Genomic DNA, 16605 nt, shown 5'->3' on the forward strand with positions numbered 1-16605 from the left:
TGGCCCCTGTAAACCGCAAAGCGAGGGCGGGCGAAAGGGGGCGCGCGATGCGTCGGATCCTGACAGTGACGGTTCTGGCCGCGATGCTGTGGTCGGGCTATTGGGCGATCACAGCGCGCGGGCTGCAAACCGGCATCGCGGCCTGGGTCGAGACGCGCCGGGCCGAGGGCTGGGCGGCGGATTACGCCGACATGCAGGTGACGGGATTTCCGCTGCGTTTTCAGACCATGCTGCGCGACCTGATGCTGGCCGATCCCGAAACCGGGCTGGCCTGGAGCGCGCCCGTCTTCCGGATCGAGGCCGAGGCGTATCGCCCGAACCGCGTGCGGGCGATCTGGCCCGAGGTGCAGCAGCTTGCCACGCCCGACGAGACCATCGCCATCGGCGCGGAACGCATGGAAGCGCAGATCGCCCTGCGCCCCGGTCCGGCGCTGGAGGCGCAGGACGCCGCCTTTGCGCTGGATCAGGTGTCGCTGGCCTCGTCGCTGGGCTGGGAGGCCTCGCTGGCGCGCGGCGCGTTGACCGCCACGGCCGTCGACGGGCGCGAGAACGCGCATCGGATCGGCTTTGCGGCCGAGGAGGTGCGGCTGCCCGCGCGGCTGGTGGCGCTGGTCGACCGGGCGGGCATCCTGCCGGGGCTGTTCGAGCATCTGCGCATCGACGCGGTACTGGGATTCGACGCGCCCTGGGACCGGCGCGCGATCGAGGAGCGGCGACCGCAGATCACCCGGATCGAACTGACGCGGCTGGACGCGAAATGGGGCGATCTGGAGCTGAGCGCGGCGGGGGTGCTGGATGTCGATGCGGCGGGCCTGCCCACGGGCATGCTGACGGTGCGGGCGACGAACTGGCGCGACATGGTGGCGATTGCGCGCGCATCTGGCCGGTTGCCGGGCGGGCTGGCCGATCGGCTGGAAGAGGCGCTGGGCCTGATCGCCGGGCTGTCGGGGCGGCCCGAAACGCTGGACGTGCCGCTGCGGCTGGCGGCGGGTCAGACCTGGCTGGGCCCGGTGCCGCTGGGGCCGGTGCCGGATTTCACGATCCGCTAGCGGCAATAGGCGCCGTTGCGATGCCGCGCGGTGTCGAAATGCAGGTGGTCCTGATGAAAGCGGTCGGCTTCGGGACCCAGAACGGTGCCGAAGGGGCCGCAGGCGGCCTTGTGCACCTGGCGCAGGATCTTGCTCTGGGCGGGGTCGCGCCAGCCGCCCTGCACGGTGATCTGGCTGCCATTGGCCAGCGTCAGCGCCGAGACATCCACCGCGCGCCCGCGGCCATGTTCCGAGATCTTGGCCCCGGCCTGCCGGTTACGCGGCCGGCAGATGTAATGCGCGGCAATCTCGAGCTGGACCAGCCCGCCGCCCTTCTGGCCGACCGCGGGTTTCGCGCCCTCGGACACCCAGCGGCGCAGCGCGCGGGCGGTGTCGCACTCCATCGTTGCGGCCTGGCTCAGCCGCACGCCATCGACCGAGGTCACCCGCACCGGCCGCTCGACGCCGCAGCCCTGGACCTGGCTGAGGATCGGCGCGATTTCCTCGCCCCGGATCCGGTCATCGCCGCAGATCGCCCCGCGCCGGGCCGTCAGCACGTTCGAGGGCTGGCTGCGCACCCCCGAAGCCGACAGCGCCGCGGTCTGGAAGGGCCGCTCGGGCCGCGGGAGGGGACGCAGCGACAGGGCCAGCGCGGCGGCGGGGATGGGCATCGCCACGGCCTCGCGCGGGGGGGCGGGGCGCAGCGCGGGGGGCATCTGGGCGGGGCGGGTGGCGGGTTCGGCGCGGGCCACCTGCACCGGGTCGGGCAGCGGGCGCGGTTCGGGACGCGGCGAGGTGTCGAGCCCCGCCAGCGCCGGCACCGCGGCCAGAGCCAGAACCAGCGCGCCGCCCCATCGGCGGATCATTGCTGCTTCCTAACGCGGCCGAAATCGGGCGCATCGGTGTCCTGCCCGGCCTCGATGATGCCGCGGCGGATGGCGCGGGTATGCGTGAAATAGTCGAACAGCATCTCGCCCTGCCCTGTCCTGATCGCGCGCTGAAGCGCAAAGAGTTCCTCGGTGAACCGGCCCAGGATATCCAGCGTCGCGTCCTTGTTGGTCAGGAACACGTCGCGCCACATCGTCGGGTCGGACGCTGCAATACGGGTGAAATCGCGAAAGCCCGCGGCCGAATACTTGATCACCTCGCTGTCGGTGACGCGGCGCAGGCCATCGGCCACGCCGACCATCGTATAGGCGATCAGGTGCGGCACGTGGCTTGTCACCGCCAGCACCAGGTCGTGATGGTCGGCATCCATTTCCTCCACATTGGCGCCCATCTTTTGCCACAATTCGCGCAGCCGGTCTACTGCCACGCGATCTGTAGCGTCCACGGGGACCAGGAGACACCAGCGGTTGTCGAAAAGTTCGGCAAAGCCCGAGCGGGGGCCGGAATGTTCGGTGCCTGCCAGCGGGTGGGCCGGGATGAAATGCACGCCTTCGGGAATATGGGGGCCGACCGCGTCGATCACCGCGCGCTTCACCGAACCCACATCGGTCACGGTGGCGCCGGGTGCGAGATGCGGCGCGATTTCCGCGGCCACAGCGCCCATCGCGCCCACGGGCACGGCCAGAACCACCAGATCGGCCCCGGCGACCGCCTCGGCCGCGGTGTCGGTCACCCGATCGACCAGACCGATCTCGGCCGCGATGGCGCGGGTTTCGGCCGAGCGCGCGGTGCCCACGATTTCACCGGCAAGGCCCGCCCGGCGCATGGCCAGCGCCATGGAGCCCGCGATCAGGCCCAGCCCGATCAGCGCCACGCGGTCGTAGAGCACGCTCATCGCGCGCCCTCGCGGAAGCGGGCGATGGCATGGGCGGCGCGGCGGCAGGCCGGTTCGTCGCCGACCGTGATGCGCAGCGCCTCGGGCAGCTTGTAGCCCACGACCATGCGCACGATCAGCCCTTGCGTTTTCAGGAAGGCATCGCAGGCGCGCGCCTCGTCGGGATCGGCGAAACGGGCGAGGACGAAATTCGCATGGCTCTGGTCGGTCGGCACGCCGATGCCGTTCAGCGCCTCGGTCAGCCAGGTGCGCATGCGCGCATTCTCGGCCTGGCAATGGCGCGTGTAGTCGATGTCGCGCAGTGCGGCCTCGGCGGTTTCAAGCTGGGTGGTCGACAGGTTGAACGGCCCGCGGATGCGGTCAAGCACGCCGATCACCTCGGCCGGGCCATAGCCCCAGCCGATGCGCAAGCCCCCCAGACCGTAGATCTTGGAGAAGGTGCGCGTCATCACCACGTTCTGCCGCGCCTCGACCAGCGCCGCGCCGCCATCGAAGCCGTCGACGAATTCGGCATAGGCACCGTCGAGCACCAGGATCGCCTGCGGCGGCAGACCATTGGCCAGCCGCGCGGCATCCTCGGCCGGGATCATCGTGCCGGTGGGGTTGGCCGGGTTGGCGATGAAGACCAGCCGCGTGCGGTCGGTGCAGGCGGCAAGGATCGCGTCGACATCGACCACGCGCGCACGTTCGGGCACCTCGACCGGCGTGGCCCCGGCGGCAAGCGCCGAAATGCGGTACATGGCAAAGCCATGCTCGGTATGGATCACTTCATCCCCCGGCCCGGCATAGGCCTGGCAGAGGAAGGTGATGATCTCGTCCGAGCCCACGCCGCAGATCACGCGGGCGGGATCGACCCCATGGATCTCGCCGATGGCGGCGCGCAACTCGGCATGGTCGGTCGAGGGGTAGCGGTGCAGGCTGTGGACGGTCCGCGCAAAGGCCACCCGCGCCTTTTCCGAGGGGCCAAAGGGGTTTTCGTTCGACGATAGCTTGATCACGTCGGACATCCCCGCGATCTTCGACTGCCCGCCCACATAGGGGGCAATATCGAGGATCCCGGGCTGGGGCATGATGAGGGTCATCGGCGTCTCTCCTTGCGGGGCATCCCTAGCCGACAGGCCGGGACGAGGCCAGCGGGAAAAACGGGTGGTGCGGCTAGCCTTTTTTGGCCCGCGCCGACAGCCAGTCCATCGCCGCCATCAGCACGCCCGACAGCACGAAGACCATGTGGATCACCACCAGCCAGAACAGTTCCTCGCTGCCAAAGACCGCATCGGCGGCCTGCTGGCCGATCTCCATGAAGCGTTTGAGCAGGTGGATCGCCGAGATGGCCACGATCGAGGCGATGAGCTTCATCTTGAGGCCCGAGAAATCCACCGCGCCCATCCAGTCGGGCCGGTCGACATGTTCGCCGATATCGAGTTTCGAGACGAAATTCTCGTAGCCCGAGAACAGCACGATCAGCAGAAGATTGGCCGCCAGCGTCAGGTCGATCAGCGTCAGGATCGCCAGGATCGCCTTGTCGCTGGACATGGTCAGAACCTGCGGCGCGTAATAGGCCAGTTCGCGCAGGAAGACGATTGCCAGCATCCCCAGCGACACGACAAGCCCCAGATACATCGGCGCCATCAGCCAGCGCGAGGCGAACAGGCTGCGTTCGAAATTGCTTTCAAGAGCCGGTTTTTCGGCCATTCCGCGAGTCCCTTTTGTCGGCGCGCCCGGACCGAGCGTTACTGCCCGCAAGGCGGGCTGGCAAGCGGCACGCAACGAAGACGGCCCGCCCCTGTCCGGGGCGGGCCGTCGATGCCGTTTCGCTGCGCGGAAGGATCAGTTCTGCGCGTAGAATTCGATGACGAGGTTCGGTTCCATCATGACCGGGTAGGGCACATCCGACAGGCCGGGCGTGCGCACGAATTTCGCGGTCATCCTGGAATGGTCCACCTCGATGTAATCGGGCACGTCACGCTCGGCCAGTTGCACGGCTTCGAGCAGGGCGGCCATCTGCTTGGAGCGGTCGCGCACCTCGACCACGTCGCCTTCCTTGACGCGGTAGGACGGGATGTTGACCCGTTGCCCGTTCACAAGGACATGGCCGTGGTTCACGAATTGCCGGGCGGCAAAGATCGTGGGCACGAACTTGGCGCGGTAGACGACCGCATCCAGACGGCGTTCCAGCAGGCCGATCAGCAGCTCGCCGGTGTCGCCGCGCTGACGCTCGGCCTCGGCATAGATGCGGCGGAACTGTTTCTCGGTCAGGTCGCCGTAATAGCCCTTGAGCTTCTGCTTGGCGCGAAGCTGCATGCCGAAATCGGACAGCTTGCCCTTGCGGCGCTGGCCGTGCTGGCCGGGGCCGTATTCGCGGCGGTTGACGGGGGATTTCGGACGGCCCCAGATGTTTTCGCCCATCCGGCGGTCGATCTTGTACTTGGCAGCGGTGCGTTTGGTCACGGCTGATCTCCTTCAATCGGGCGCCGCGCGGGGGCGGCAATGAAGGGCGTTGTCCTTTGCCCCGGGTCTGGTCCGGGGCCGACAGGCATCCCCTTGCGGGGGCCACCAACACCAATGAAAGACCCGGCCACGGGGGCCGGGATGGCGCGCTTATACAGATGCCGCCCGCGCTGTCAATGCCTGCCGCCGGGGTTGCACGCCCCCCCGCCCCGGGCGCGCTGCCTGTTCGGCAGGCGGCGCAGGCCATTGCGGCGGGCCGATCCGCAGGAAACCGGCCGAAGCGGTTTACAGCCCTGCGAAAACCGTCTTTGCTGCGGGCAAAACCGCGCGAGACATCATGGCGATCACCGCTTCCATCCGTCACCTGACCCATTACCGCTATGACCGCCCGGTCAGCCTTGGCCCGCAGGTGATCCGCCTGCGGCCGGCGCCGCACAGCCGGACGCGGGTGATCTCGCACAGCCTGAAGGTTCTGCCCGAGGGCCATTTCGTGAACCACCAGCAGGATCCCTATGGCAACTGGCTGGCGCGCTTCGTCTTTCCCGAGCCGGTGCGCGAGTTCCGGATCGAGGTCGATCTGGTCGCCGACATGACGGTTTACAACCCGTTCGACTTCTTCGTGGACGAAACGGCCGAGGAATGGCCCTTCGACTACCCTGCCGATCTGGTGGAGGATCTGTCGATCTATCGCGCGCCCGAGCCTGCGGGGCCGCTGCTGACCGCCTTTCTTGCCACGATCCCGCGCGAGGTGACGCGCACCGTCGATTTCGTGGTCGCGCTGAATGCAAGGCTGGAACGCGAGATCGATTATGTGATCCGGATGGAACCCGGCGTGCAGACGCCCGAGGATACGCTGGGGCGGAAATCGGGCTCGTGCCGGGACAGTTCCTGGCTGATGGTGCAGGTGCTGCGGCATCTGGGCTTTGCCGCGCGCTTCGTGTCGGGCTACCTGATCCAGTTGAAGCCCGATCTGGTGGCGCTCGACGGGCCGCCCGGCACCGATCACGACTTCACCGACCTGCATGCCTGGTGCGAGGTCTATCTGCCCGGCGCGGGCTGGATCGGGCTGGACCCGACCAGCGGGCTGCTGACCGGCGAAAGCCATATCCCGCTGGCTGCAACGCCGCATTACCGCAATGCCGCCCCGATCACCGGCATGGCCAGCTATGCCGAGGTCGATTTCAACTTTCACATGGAGGTGCATCGCACCGCCGAGCATCCGCGCATCACCAAACCCTTTTCCGACGAGGCATGGCAGGCGCTGGACGCGCTGGGCCATCGGGTCGACGCGGCGATTGCGGCAGCCGACATGCGGCTGACGATGGGGGGCGAGCCCACTTTCGTCTCGATCGACGATTTCGAGTCGGATGAGTGGAACATCGCCGCCGTGGGGCCGATGAAGCGCGGGCTGGCCGACCGGCTGATCCGGCGGCTGCGCGAGCGCTTCGCGCCGGGCGGATTCCTGCATTACGGGCAGGGCAAGTGGTATCCGGGCGAGACGCTGCCGCGCTGGACCTTTTCGCTCTACTGGCGCCGCGACGGCAAGCCGATCTGGAAGAACCCGGACCTGATCGCCGAGGAAGCGGCGCAGACCGGCGCGGGGCCGGATGAGGCCGCGGCGCTGCTACATGGCATGGCCGAGCGGCTGGGGGTAGACCCCGATTTGGTGGTGCCCGCCTATGAGGATCCGGCGGAATGGATCGTCAAGGAAGGCAACCTGCCCGAGAACGTGACGCCCGAGAATTCCAAGTTGAAGGATGCAGAGGAACGCGCCCGCATCGCCCGCGTCTTTGCCCGTGGACTGACCGAACCTGCGGGCCATATCCTGCCGATCCAGCGCTGGCAGTCAAAGGCGAGCGGTCCGCGCTGGCGTTCCGAACGCTGGAAGATGCGCCGGGGCAAGCTGTTTCTGGTGCCCGGTGACAGCCCGGTGGGGTATCGTCTGCCGCTGGGCAGCCTGCCCCATATCCCGCCCGCGCAATTCCCCTATACCTATGTCACCGACCCGACCATCGAGCGCGGCCCCCTGCCCGAGTTCGACGCCGCCGACCGCGCCGCGCGGGCCGCGCTGCCGGAAACCACGCCGGGCCATGCCCAGCCCGTCGCCCGGTTTACCGAGGGCACCGCCGGGCAGGATGTGCGCGAGCAGGAGCTTGGCACCGATGCAGTGCGCACCGCGCTGTCGGTCGAACCGCGCGACGGGCGGCTTTGCGTCTTCATGCCGCCGGTCGAGGATGCCGAGGATTATCTGGAACTTGTCGCCGTAGCCGAGGCGACCGCCGCCGAAATGGGCCTGCCCGTGCATATCGAGGGCTATGCGCCGCCGCATGATCCGCGGCTGAACGTGATCCGCGTTGCCCCCGATCCCGGCGTGATCGAGGTCAATGTCCATCCCGCCACCAGTTGGGACGAGTGCAAGGCGATCACCCTTGGCGTCTATGAGGAGGCGCGGCTGGCCCGTCTTGGCGCCGACAAGTTCATGATCGACGGCAAGCATTGCGGCACGGGGGGCGGCAATCATGTGGTGGTCGGCGGCGCCACGCCGAACGATTCCCCCTTCCTGCGGCGGCCGGATCTGCTGCGCTCGCTGATCCTGTACTGGCAGCGGCACCCCAGCCTGTCCTATCTGTTCTCGGGGCTGTTCATCGGCCCGACCAGCCAGGCGCCGCGGATCGACGAGGCGCGGCATGACAGCCTTTACGAGCTGGAAATCGCGCTGAGCCAGTTTCCCGATCCCGGCGAAGGCGCGGCGCCGCCGCCCTGGCTGGTCGACCGGCTGTTGCGCAACATCCTGATCGACGTCACCGGCAACACCCATCGCGCCGAGCTGTGCATCGACAAGCTTTATTCGCCCGACGGGCCGACTGGGCGGCTGGGGCTGGTCGAGTTCCGCGGCTTCGAGATGCCGCCCGATGCGCGGATGAGCCTTGCCCAGCAGGTGCTGATCCGGGCGATTCTTGCGCGGCTGTGGCAGAACCCCGTCAAGGGCAAGCCGGTGCGCTGGGGCACCGAACTGCATGACCGTTTCATGCTGCCGCATTTCGTCTGGGCCGATTTCCTGGGCGTGCTGCGCGACCTGTCGGAGCATGGCTTTGCCTTCCGGTCGGAATGGTACGAGGCGCAAGCCGAGTTCCGTTTCCCGTTCTGCGGCGAGGTGGAATACGAGGGCGTGCATCTGGAGCTGCGTCAGGCGCTGGAGCCCTGGCATGTGCTGGGCGAGCGCGGCGCCATCGGCGGCACCGTGCGCTATACCGACAGTTCGGTGGAACGGATGCAGGTGAAGCTGACCGCCTCGAACCCGGGGCGCTACATCGTCGCCTGCAACCGCCGCGCGGTGCCGCTGCATGCGACCGAAACCAGCGGCACTGCCATCGGCGGCGTGCGGTTCAAGGCGTGGCAACCGGCCGAGGCGCTGCACCCCGTCCTGCCGGTGAATGCGCCCCTGACCTTCGACATCTTCGATACCTGGTCGGGCCGCGCGCTGGGCGGCTGCACCTATCATGTCGCCCATCCCGGCGGGCGCAGCTACGACACCTTCCCGGTCAATGCCAACGAGGCCGAGGCGCGGCGTCTGGCGCGGTTCGAGAAGATGGGCCACACGCCCGACAGCTACTGGCCCGCCCCCGACACCCCGCATCCCGAGTTTCCGATGACGCTCGACCTGCGCCGGGCGGCCGGGATCTGAGATGGGCTCGACCGACCATAAGGCCGAGGATCCCGCGGCCGCGCTGTTGCAGGGCTATCGCCCGCCGCCGGGCGTTGCCGACGAGATGCTGCGGCCCGATGGCGGGATCAGGCCGGTCTGGCAGCCGCTGATCGAGTTGCTGGCCGGACAGACCCCGGAAGAACTGGTCCAGCGCTTTTCCCGGGGCGACCAGCACCTGCACGATACGGGCGTCTATTACCGCCAGCACAGTTCGGGCGGCTCGACCCTGCGCGACTGGCCGCTGAGCCATATCCCCGTGATGATCGCCGACGAGGAATGGCAGCGGCTTTCCGAGGGGCTGATCCAGCGGGCGGACCTGCTGGAACGGGTCATGGCCGATCTTTACGGGCCGGGCGATCTGGTGGCGGACGGGCTGTTGCCCGCGGATCTGGTGGCGCGCAATCCCGAATGGCTGCGCCCCGTCGTGGGCATCCGGCCGCGCTCGGGCCATTTCCTGCATTTCCTGGCCTTCGAGGTGGGCCGCTCACCGGACGGGTCGTGGCTGGTGCTGGGCGACCGGACACAGGCGCCGTCGGGCTCGGGCTTTGCGCTGGAAAACCGGATGGCGACGTCGCGGGTCTTTCCGGACCTGTTCCCGAATGCCAATGTCCGGCGGCTGGCGGGCTTTTTCCGCGCCTTTCGCGACACGATGAACGAACATCGCGGCGAAAGCGCGACCCGGGTCGCGATCCTGAGCCCGGGCCAGCATACCGACACCTATTTCGAGCATGCCTATATCGCCCGCTATCTGGGGTTCCTGCTGCTGGAATGCGAGGATCTGAAGGTCGAGCATGGCAGGCTTGCGGTGCGCACGATCGACGGGCCGCAACCTGTCAGCGTGCTGTGGCGGCGGCTTGACTCGCGCTTTGCCGATCCGCTGGAGCTTGACGAAAGCTCGGCGCTGGGCACGCCGGGCATGGTCGCGGCGCTGCGGGCGCAGGAACTGACCATGCTCAACTGCCTGGGCTCGGGCGTGCTGGAGGCGCGCGCGATGATGGCGTTCCTGCCGCGGATCTGCGAGCGGCTGACCGGCGCGGCGCTGAAGATCCCCAATATCGCGACCTGGTGGTGCGGCCAGCCCGCCGAACGCGCCTATGTCACCGACAACCTGCACCGCATGATGATCGGGCGGGCGCTGTCGACCGACCTGCCCTTCGAGGTCGATGCCCTGACCGCGCTGGGCGGCGATTTCCGGGGCAGCGCGCAGAAACCCATCAGCGCCTGGATCGCGGCCGATGGCGCCCAGCTTGTCGGGCAGGAGGCGGTCACGCTGTCCACCACCCCCGCGATGATCGAGGGCGAACTGGTGCCCCGGCCCATGCTGATCCGGGTCTTCCTGGCGCGCACGCCGCGCGGCTGGGCGGTGATGCCCGGCGGCTATGCCCGCATCGGGCGCACCGAGGATCCCACCGCGCTGGCGATGAAGAATGGCGGCTCGGTCGCCGATGTCTGGGTGGTCAGCGATGCCCCGGTCACGCCCGAAAGCCTTGCCCTGCAGCATAACGGGCCCTTCGTGCGCCGCCTGCCCGGCGTCCTGCCCAGCCGCGCGGCGGACAATCTTTACTGGCTGGGTCGCTATGTCGAACGGGCCGAGGCGCGGGTGCGCGAGCTGCGCGCCTATCACCTGCGGCTTGAGGAGGTCGGCCATCGCGAGATGCCGCTGATCGACTATCTCGAACGCTATCTCGAAGGCTACGACCTTGACCCGGACGAGCCCCTGCCCGCGGGTGTACTGCATCTGTTCGACGCGGCGCAGGGCTGCGCGGGCAAGGTGCGCGACCGGTTCTCGACGGATGGCTGGCACGCGCTGACCGATCTGGCCTTTACCGCGCATGGCATGTTCAACCGGGTGCGGCCTGGCGATCAGGCGGCGCGGCGGATGACGGAACTGTTGCGCAAGCTGGCGGGCTTTGCCGGGCTGGTGCATGACAACATGTTCCGCTTTGCCGGCTGGCGCTTCTTGACCATGGGGCGCGCGCTGGAACGGGCCGACCAGATGCTGTCGGCGCTGGCGACCTTTACCGCCCCGGACGCGCCGCCGGGCAGTCTGGATGTCGCGGTCGAGGTGGGCGACAGCGTGATGACCCATCGCCGCCGCTATCCGATGGCCACCGGCTGCAACACCGTCGTCGACCTGCTGGCGCTGGACGTCGACAACCCGCGTTCGGTGCTGTTCCAGCTCGACGTGCTGCGCGAGCAGGAGGCGATGCTGACCCGTGCGCGCGAGGGCGGGACGATGACCGATCTGGCCCGGCGCATCCTGCTGGTTCACACCGATCTGTCGGTGGCCGCGCCCGACGACATGACCCCCGAGCGGCTTCTGGAGACCCGCAAGGCGATCCGCGACATCTCTGACGCGCTGACCGCGCGCTATCTGAGCTAGACCCATGGCGATCGACTACGACATCCGGCTCGAGATCACCTATGCCTACGCCGCGCCCGCGGGGTCGAGCCGCACGATCCTGCGCATGCTGCCCCTGACCGGGGCAGACCAGCATCTGGTCTCGGGCCGCGTCTCGACCGATCCCGAACCCGATTTCCGCCGCGACGGGGCCGATTTCTTCGGCAATGCCACGACCGAGATCGCCCATGACCGGCCGCTGACCGAGATCGCCTTTCGCTTTGCCGGCCGGGTGCGACGGCTGGGCGGCGGCCCCGAACTGGACCTGTCGACCGATCTGGGCCGGCTGGGCGAGGAAATCGCCGCGATCCGGGGCATCGGCCCCACGGTGCCGCATCATTTCCTGGGCAATTCCGAACGCATCCACCACGAGCCCCGGATCGCGGCCTTCGCCGATGCGCTGGTCAAGCCGGGCATGTCGGCGCTGGCCGCAACCCGCGCCATTTCGCATGCGCTGCACCAGCGATTCGAGTTCGACCCCGAAGCCACAGAGGTCACGACGCCGCCCATCGTGGCCTTCGAGGCCCGGCGCGGCGTCTGTCAGGACATCAGCCATGTGACGATCGCGGCGCTGCGCGCGGTCGGCATCCCGGCGGGCTATGTCAGCGGCTTTCTGCGGACCAGGCCGCCGCCGGGCCAGCCCCGGCTGGAAGGCGCGGATGCGATGCATGCCTGGGTGCGCGCCTGGTGCGGCGCCGAAACCGGCTGGATCGAGATCGACCCGACCAATGACCTGCTGGTGGGAACCGACCACGTTTCGGTAGCCATCGGGCGCGATTACGCCGATGTCGCCCCCGTGCGCGGCTCGCTCAGGACAGAGGGCACGCACACGACCGCGCACAAGGTCGACGTCATCCCCTGCGAGGGCCGCAGCGGATAAGCCGCCGCCGCAGGGCGACGCGCCCCCATGCCCCCGGTCGCGCAGATGCCGCGTCAATGCCGCCGCCCTGCCGCGCGCGCGGCGAATTCCGGCCGGGGTTTCACGGCATGTTAGCTTTTCCGGGTCATCACAGAATCTGCGGCTTCATCAAGGAAAAGAACGAACGTGAAGGGTCTGTCACTGAAAGCGCTGCTCGCGCTGGGCACGGGGTTGCTGTTTCTGGCGCTTTGCGTCGCCCAGGCGGCTGTCCTGCACCATCAATCCGCCAAGGCGATGCAGGATGCAGCGCTCAGCCGACAGGCGGTGTCGCTGCGAATCGTGATCGACCGGTTCCGATCCGCCTTCGAGGGGATCGAGGTTGCAGCCGCGGCCGATGGCACGGTGCAGCGGGTCACGTGGGACCGGCTGCCCGAGATCGGCGATCATGACGTCATCGACCGGGCCGGCGCGATCTCGGGCGAGACCGCGACGCTTTTTGCGTGGGAGGCCGCCCGGGGCGAATTCGTGCGGATCACGACCAATATCCGCAAGGACGATGGCACGCGCGCCGTCGGCACGGTGCTGGGGCGCGACAATCCGGTTCATGCCGCGATGCTGCGCGGCGAACGCTATACGGGCCAGGCGCAGATCCTCGGCAAGCCCTACCTGACCCTTTACCAGCCCATCCTTGCACCGACGGGCGAGGTTCTGGGGATCTTCTATGTCGGCATCGACCGCAGCCGGATCGACAGCGCCATCGCCGCCCAGCGATGGGCCAGCCTGCTCGTGTCGGGGCTGCTGATTGTGCTTGGCGTGGCGCTGCTTCTGGCCATGCTGAACGTCCTTTTCCGCCCCCTTCCCGCCCTCGGCCGCGCCTTCGAACGGATGGCCGGCGACGATCTGGACACCGAAGTTCCCCATACCGGCCGCCGGGACGAGATCGGCGCGATTGCCCGCAGCGCCGATGCCTTCCGCGCAAAGCTGGCCTCTGCCCGGGTTCTTGACGCGCAAGCCCGGCAACGCCAGCAGGAGACCGTCGAGATCGTCGAGATCCTGCGCACCGGGCTTGAACGGCTGGCCGCGGGCGATCTGACCCATGCGCTGGAAACGCCGTTTCCTGACGAATACGAAGGGCTGCGGGCCGATTTCAACAGCACCATCGAGACCCTGAACGAGCTGATCGCGTCGCTGGTCGAGAACGCGACCGAGATTCGCACCCGCGCGGGCGAGATCGGCTCTGCCTCCGGCGAACTGTCGCAGCGCACCGAGAACCAGGCCGCGACGCTGGAGGAAACCGCCGCCGCGCTGGACGAGCTGACCTCGAGCGTGCGGGCCGCCGCCGATGGCGCGGCCGAGGTCGAGCGGGTCGTGTCAGCCGCGCGCGGCGATGCCGAAGCCTCGGGCCGGGTGGTGAGCGATGCGATCGGCGCGATGTCCGAGATCAAGCGGTCATCCGACGAGATCGGCCAGATCATCGGCGTGATCGACGACATCGCGTTCCAGACCAACCTGCTGGCGCTGAACGCGGGCGTCGAGGCCGCGCGGGCGGGCGAGGCCGGGCGCGGCTTTGCGGTCGTCGCATCGGAAGTGCGGGCACTGGCGCAGCGCAGTTCCGACGCCGCCAAGGAAATCAAGACCCTGATCGGCACCAGTTCGGATCAGGTCGAATCCGGCGTGGCGCTGGTCAACCGCGCGGGCGAGGCGCTGAGCGACATCGTGGGCCGCGTGGCGAACATCGCCGACCTGGTCTCGGGCATCGCCACAGGCGCGCAGGAACAATCGGTGGGCCTGGGCGAGATCAATGTGGGCGTGACGCAGCTTGACCAGGTGACGCAGCAGAACGCCGCCATGGTCGAGGAAGCCACCGCCGCCAGCGCCACCCTGCGCCACGAGGCCGAGACGCTGGAACAGATGGTGTCGCGCTTCCGCGTCCGGCGCAGCACCGGAACCGCCATGCGCGCGGTGCCCGACAGGTCCGGCCCGCCGGGAGCCGCCCGGGTTTCGGGCACGCGCGACGAACCGGCCTTTGCCCGGCATGGCGGGCGGGCGGTTCGCTACCTCTAGACGTCTTCCCACCCGGGATGCCGGGGCGCGGGCGCGAAGACCTGCGCGCCCCAGCCCCCGGGCGGCAACCGGAATGCGATGGGAATAATGTCACGCGACCGCCTCCGGTATGACATGCGTTGCAGCGCTGACACATGCCTGTCACGCGGCCGGGTTAGCTGAAGGCGCAGAAGCGGTCGCCCGGTGGCGGCCCGACCAGCAAGGGATGCGCCCTGCCCGTGACGCTCGATGTGACGCTCGATCTCGCCCCAGCCGATCCCCGCGCCCGACCGGCCGCGCCGCCCGCCCGAACCCGTCCGGCCGGGCCTCTCCGGATCCTGATCGTCAGCGATGCCTGGCAGCCCCAGGTCAATGGCGTCGTGCGGACCTACGAGAACCTGACCGCACGCCTGAGCGGCGCGGGCCATGCGGTGCAGGTGATCGGCCCGGCGGCCTTTCCCGGCCTGGCGCTGCCCTCCTATCCCGAGATACCGCTGGCGCTGCCCTTCTACCGGCGGCTTGCCGACATGATCGAGGCGTTCGGCCCCGATGCGATCCACATTCCGGTCGAAGGCCCGCTGGGCTGGATGGCGCGGCGCTGGTGCCTGGCCCGCGGCGTGCCGTTCTCGACCGCGTTTCACACCGATTTTCCCGCCTATGTCGCCCTGCGCGCGCCGGGCGCCCTGCGCGGCGCCACGGGCGCAATGACCATCGCCGCCCTGCGCCGGTTCCATGCGCGGGCGCATCATGTCTATGTCGCGACCGCCGCGCTTGAGGAAAAGCTGCGCGGCTGGGGCTTTGCGAACCGATTCGTGCGGCTGTCGCGCGGGGTGGACCTGGACCTGTTCCATCCCGGGCCCGCGCGGCCCGAGACGGCCGATCCGCCGGTGCTGCTCTATGTCGGGCGGGTCGCGCCCGAAAAGAATATCGAGGCCTTCCTTGCCCTGCCCGGCGCGGCGCGAAAGGTCGTGGTGGGTGACGGCCCGCTGCTGGCCGCGCTGCGCCAGCGCCATCCGCAGGTCGATTTTCGCGGCACCCTGACCGGCACGCCGCTTGCCGATGCCTATCGCGCGGCCGATGCCTTTGTCTTTCCCTCGCGCACGGACACGTTCGGGATCGTCGTGATCGAGGCGCTGGCCTGCGGCATTCCGGTGGCCGCCTTTCCCGCGCTGGGGCCGCGCGACATCGTCGGCGGCGATCCGCGGCTGGGCGCGATCGACGAGGATCTGGCCGCGGCGGTTGCCCGCGCACTGGCGGCGCCGGGCAGCCGGGCCGACCGGCACGACCATGTCCGCGCCCAGTACAGCTGGGACGAGGCGGCCCGCATCTTTGCCCGAAACTGCGCGGACATGGCCGGATGAGCCCCGCCGCTGCCCCGCGCCGGGTGCGCTCCGTCTTCGTGTCGGACCTGCATCTGGGCTACAAGGGCAGCGATATCCGCGGGCTGAACGCCTTTTTGCAGGCGCATGAATTCGAGCATCTCTATCTGGTGGGCGATGTGCTGGACGGCTGGAAACTGGAAAGCCGCTGGCACTGGACGCAGGATTACAGCACGCTGGTCGATCTGCTGCTGGACCGGCGGCGGCGGCGCGTGCGGGTGACGCTGCTGACCGGAAACCATGACGAGAAGCTGCGGGATATCCTGGCGGTGCTGTTCCGCCCGCTGGTACTGCGCCGCTATGGCATACGGGTGGACGAGCGGATCGTGCATCGGGCGGGCGACGGGCGGCGCTATCTGGTGATGCATGGCGACCAGTTCGACGGCGCGCTGATCCGCGGCACGTCCAAGCTGGCCGACCGGGCGTGGTCCTGGCTGGGGGAAAAGGCGCTGGTGCGGCCGCGCGGGCAGACGGTGCTGGTCAGGGGGCGGCGCATGCGCTGGTCGCTGGGCAAGGCGATTGCGACCAACGCGCTGACGCTTCTGGGCCGCTATACCGACAGCGCGCTGCGCCGGGCGGCCGAGGACGGGATGGACGGGATCATCTGCGGGCACAGCCATGTTGCCGGGCTGGTCGAGCGCGGCGGGCTGCTTTTTGCCAATTGCGGCTCATGGACCGGCGCGCGGCGTCCGGGCGAGAGCCATAGCGCGGTGATCGAGACGCTGGACGGCAAGTTCGAGATGGTCACATGGCCCGCGATGCGCGTTGCGCCCGGTGAACCCTCGACCCGCTGCCTGCCGCCCGAGAAGCCGGGCATCTGTAGCGCCGATGCCGCCCGGCTGGTGCGGCTGATCCACCGGCTCTGGGCGCCGCTGGGCAGCGGGTTGCCCTCGGCCATGACCGGGCGGGGCGAGGCGCCGGTCCGTCAGCTTTGAGCAGGCGATCCGCGGCGGGGCCG

12 protein-coding genes are annotated in these 16605 nt (G+C 68.9%); 7 read left to right on the plus strand and 5 right to left on the minus strand.

All coding sequences use genetic code 11. The annotated features are described in order from the left end of the window. Positions 1-47 precede the first annotated feature (47 nt). Entirely contained in the window at positions 48-1049 is a 1002-nt protein-coding gene (locus GH815_RS07145) for a DUF2125 domain-containing protein (protein ID WP_153748077.1), read from the plus strand. Here the strand turns inward: GH815_RS07145 and GH815_RS07150 are convergent. The 5 genes from GH815_RS07150 to rpsD all read right to left on the minus strand — a co-directional run bounded on the left by GH815_RS07150 (position 1046) and on the right by rpsD (position 5259). Then, on the minus strand, positions 1046-1894 hold the full coding sequence (locus tag GH815_RS07150; RefSeq protein ID WP_153748078.1) for an extensin-like domain-containing protein: 849 nt from the start codon (positions 1892-1894) through the stop codon (positions 1046-1048). The two genes, GH815_RS07145 and GH815_RS07150, sit on opposite strands and share 4 nt — an antisense overlap. After that, positions 1891-2811, minus strand: coding sequence for a prephenate/arogenate dehydrogenase family protein (locus GH815_RS07155; protein WP_153748079.1), 921 nt, complete (start codon positions 2809-2811; stop codon positions 1891-1893). Before GH815_RS07155 ends, GH815_RS07150 begins: the two co-directional genes overlap by 4 nt. Further along, entirely contained in the window at positions 2808-3893 is a 1086-nt protein-coding gene (gene hisC / locus GH815_RS07160; RefSeq protein ID WP_153748080.1) for a histidinol-phosphate transaminase, read from the minus strand. The genes GH815_RS07155 and hisC overlap by 4 nt, the downstream gene beginning before the upstream one ends. Positions 3894-3966: 73 nt before the next feature. Further along, the gene (locus tag GH815_RS07165; RefSeq protein WP_153748081.1) at positions 3967-4503 is read right to left on the minus strand and encodes a TIGR00645 family protein; all 537 of its coding nucleotides are present in this window, start codon (positions 4501-4503) and stop codon (positions 3967-3969) included. 135 nt (positions 4504-4638) lie between these two features. Continuing rightward, on the minus strand, positions 4639-5259 hold the full coding sequence (rpsD, locus tag GH815_RS07170) for a 30S ribosomal protein S4 (protein WP_343030706.1): 621 nt from the start codon (positions 5257-5259) through the stop codon (positions 4639-4641). A 337-nt stretch (positions 5260-5596) separates the two neighbouring features. Here rpsD and GH815_RS07175 point away from each other — a divergent pair, with 337 nt between their 5' ends. The 6 genes from GH815_RS07175 to GH815_RS07200 all read left to right on the plus strand — a co-directional run bounded on the left by GH815_RS07175 (position 5597) and on the right by GH815_RS07200 (position 16582). Then, on the plus strand, positions 5597-8944 hold the full coding sequence (locus GH815_RS07175) for a transglutaminase family protein (protein WP_153748082.1): 3348 nt from the start codon (positions 5597-5599) through the stop codon (positions 8942-8944). Between the two features lies 1 nt (position 8945). Next, complete coding sequence (locus GH815_RS07180; RefSeq protein ID WP_153748083.1) at positions 8946-11348, plus strand: circularly permuted type 2 ATP-grasp protein; 2403 nt, start codon at positions 8946-8948, stop codon at positions 11346-11348. A 4-nt stretch (positions 11349-11352) separates the two neighbouring features. After that, the gene (locus GH815_RS07185) at positions 11353-12246 is read left to right on the plus strand and encodes a transglutaminase family protein (protein WP_153748084.1); all 894 of its coding nucleotides are present in this window, start codon (positions 11353-11355) and stop codon (positions 12244-12246) included. A gap of 165 nt (positions 12247-12411) precedes the next feature. Further along, positions 12412-14289: a methyl-accepting chemotaxis protein gene (locus GH815_RS07190; protein ID WP_153748085.1), complete on the plus strand. Its 1878-nt coding sequence runs from the start codon at positions 12412-12414 to the stop codon at positions 14287-14289. Between the two features lie 218 nt (positions 14290-14507). Continuing rightward, entirely contained in the window at positions 14508-15629 is a 1122-nt protein-coding gene (locus GH815_RS19160) for a glycosyltransferase family 4 protein (RefSeq protein ID WP_343030708.1), read from the plus strand. Further along, positions 15626-16582: a UDP-2,3-diacylglucosamine diphosphatase gene (locus tag GH815_RS07200; RefSeq protein WP_153748087.1), complete on the plus strand. Its 957-nt coding sequence runs from the start codon at positions 15626-15628 to the stop codon at positions 16580-16582. Before GH815_RS19160 ends, GH815_RS07200 begins: the two co-directional genes overlap by 4 nt. Positions 16583-16605: the final 23 nt, after the last annotated feature.

It is taken from the genome of Rhodovulum strictum, from assembly GCF_009649175.1.
Taxonomy (GTDB): Bacteria; Pseudomonadota; Alphaproteobacteria; order Rhodobacterales; family Rhodobacteraceae; genus Rhodovulum; species Rhodovulum strictum.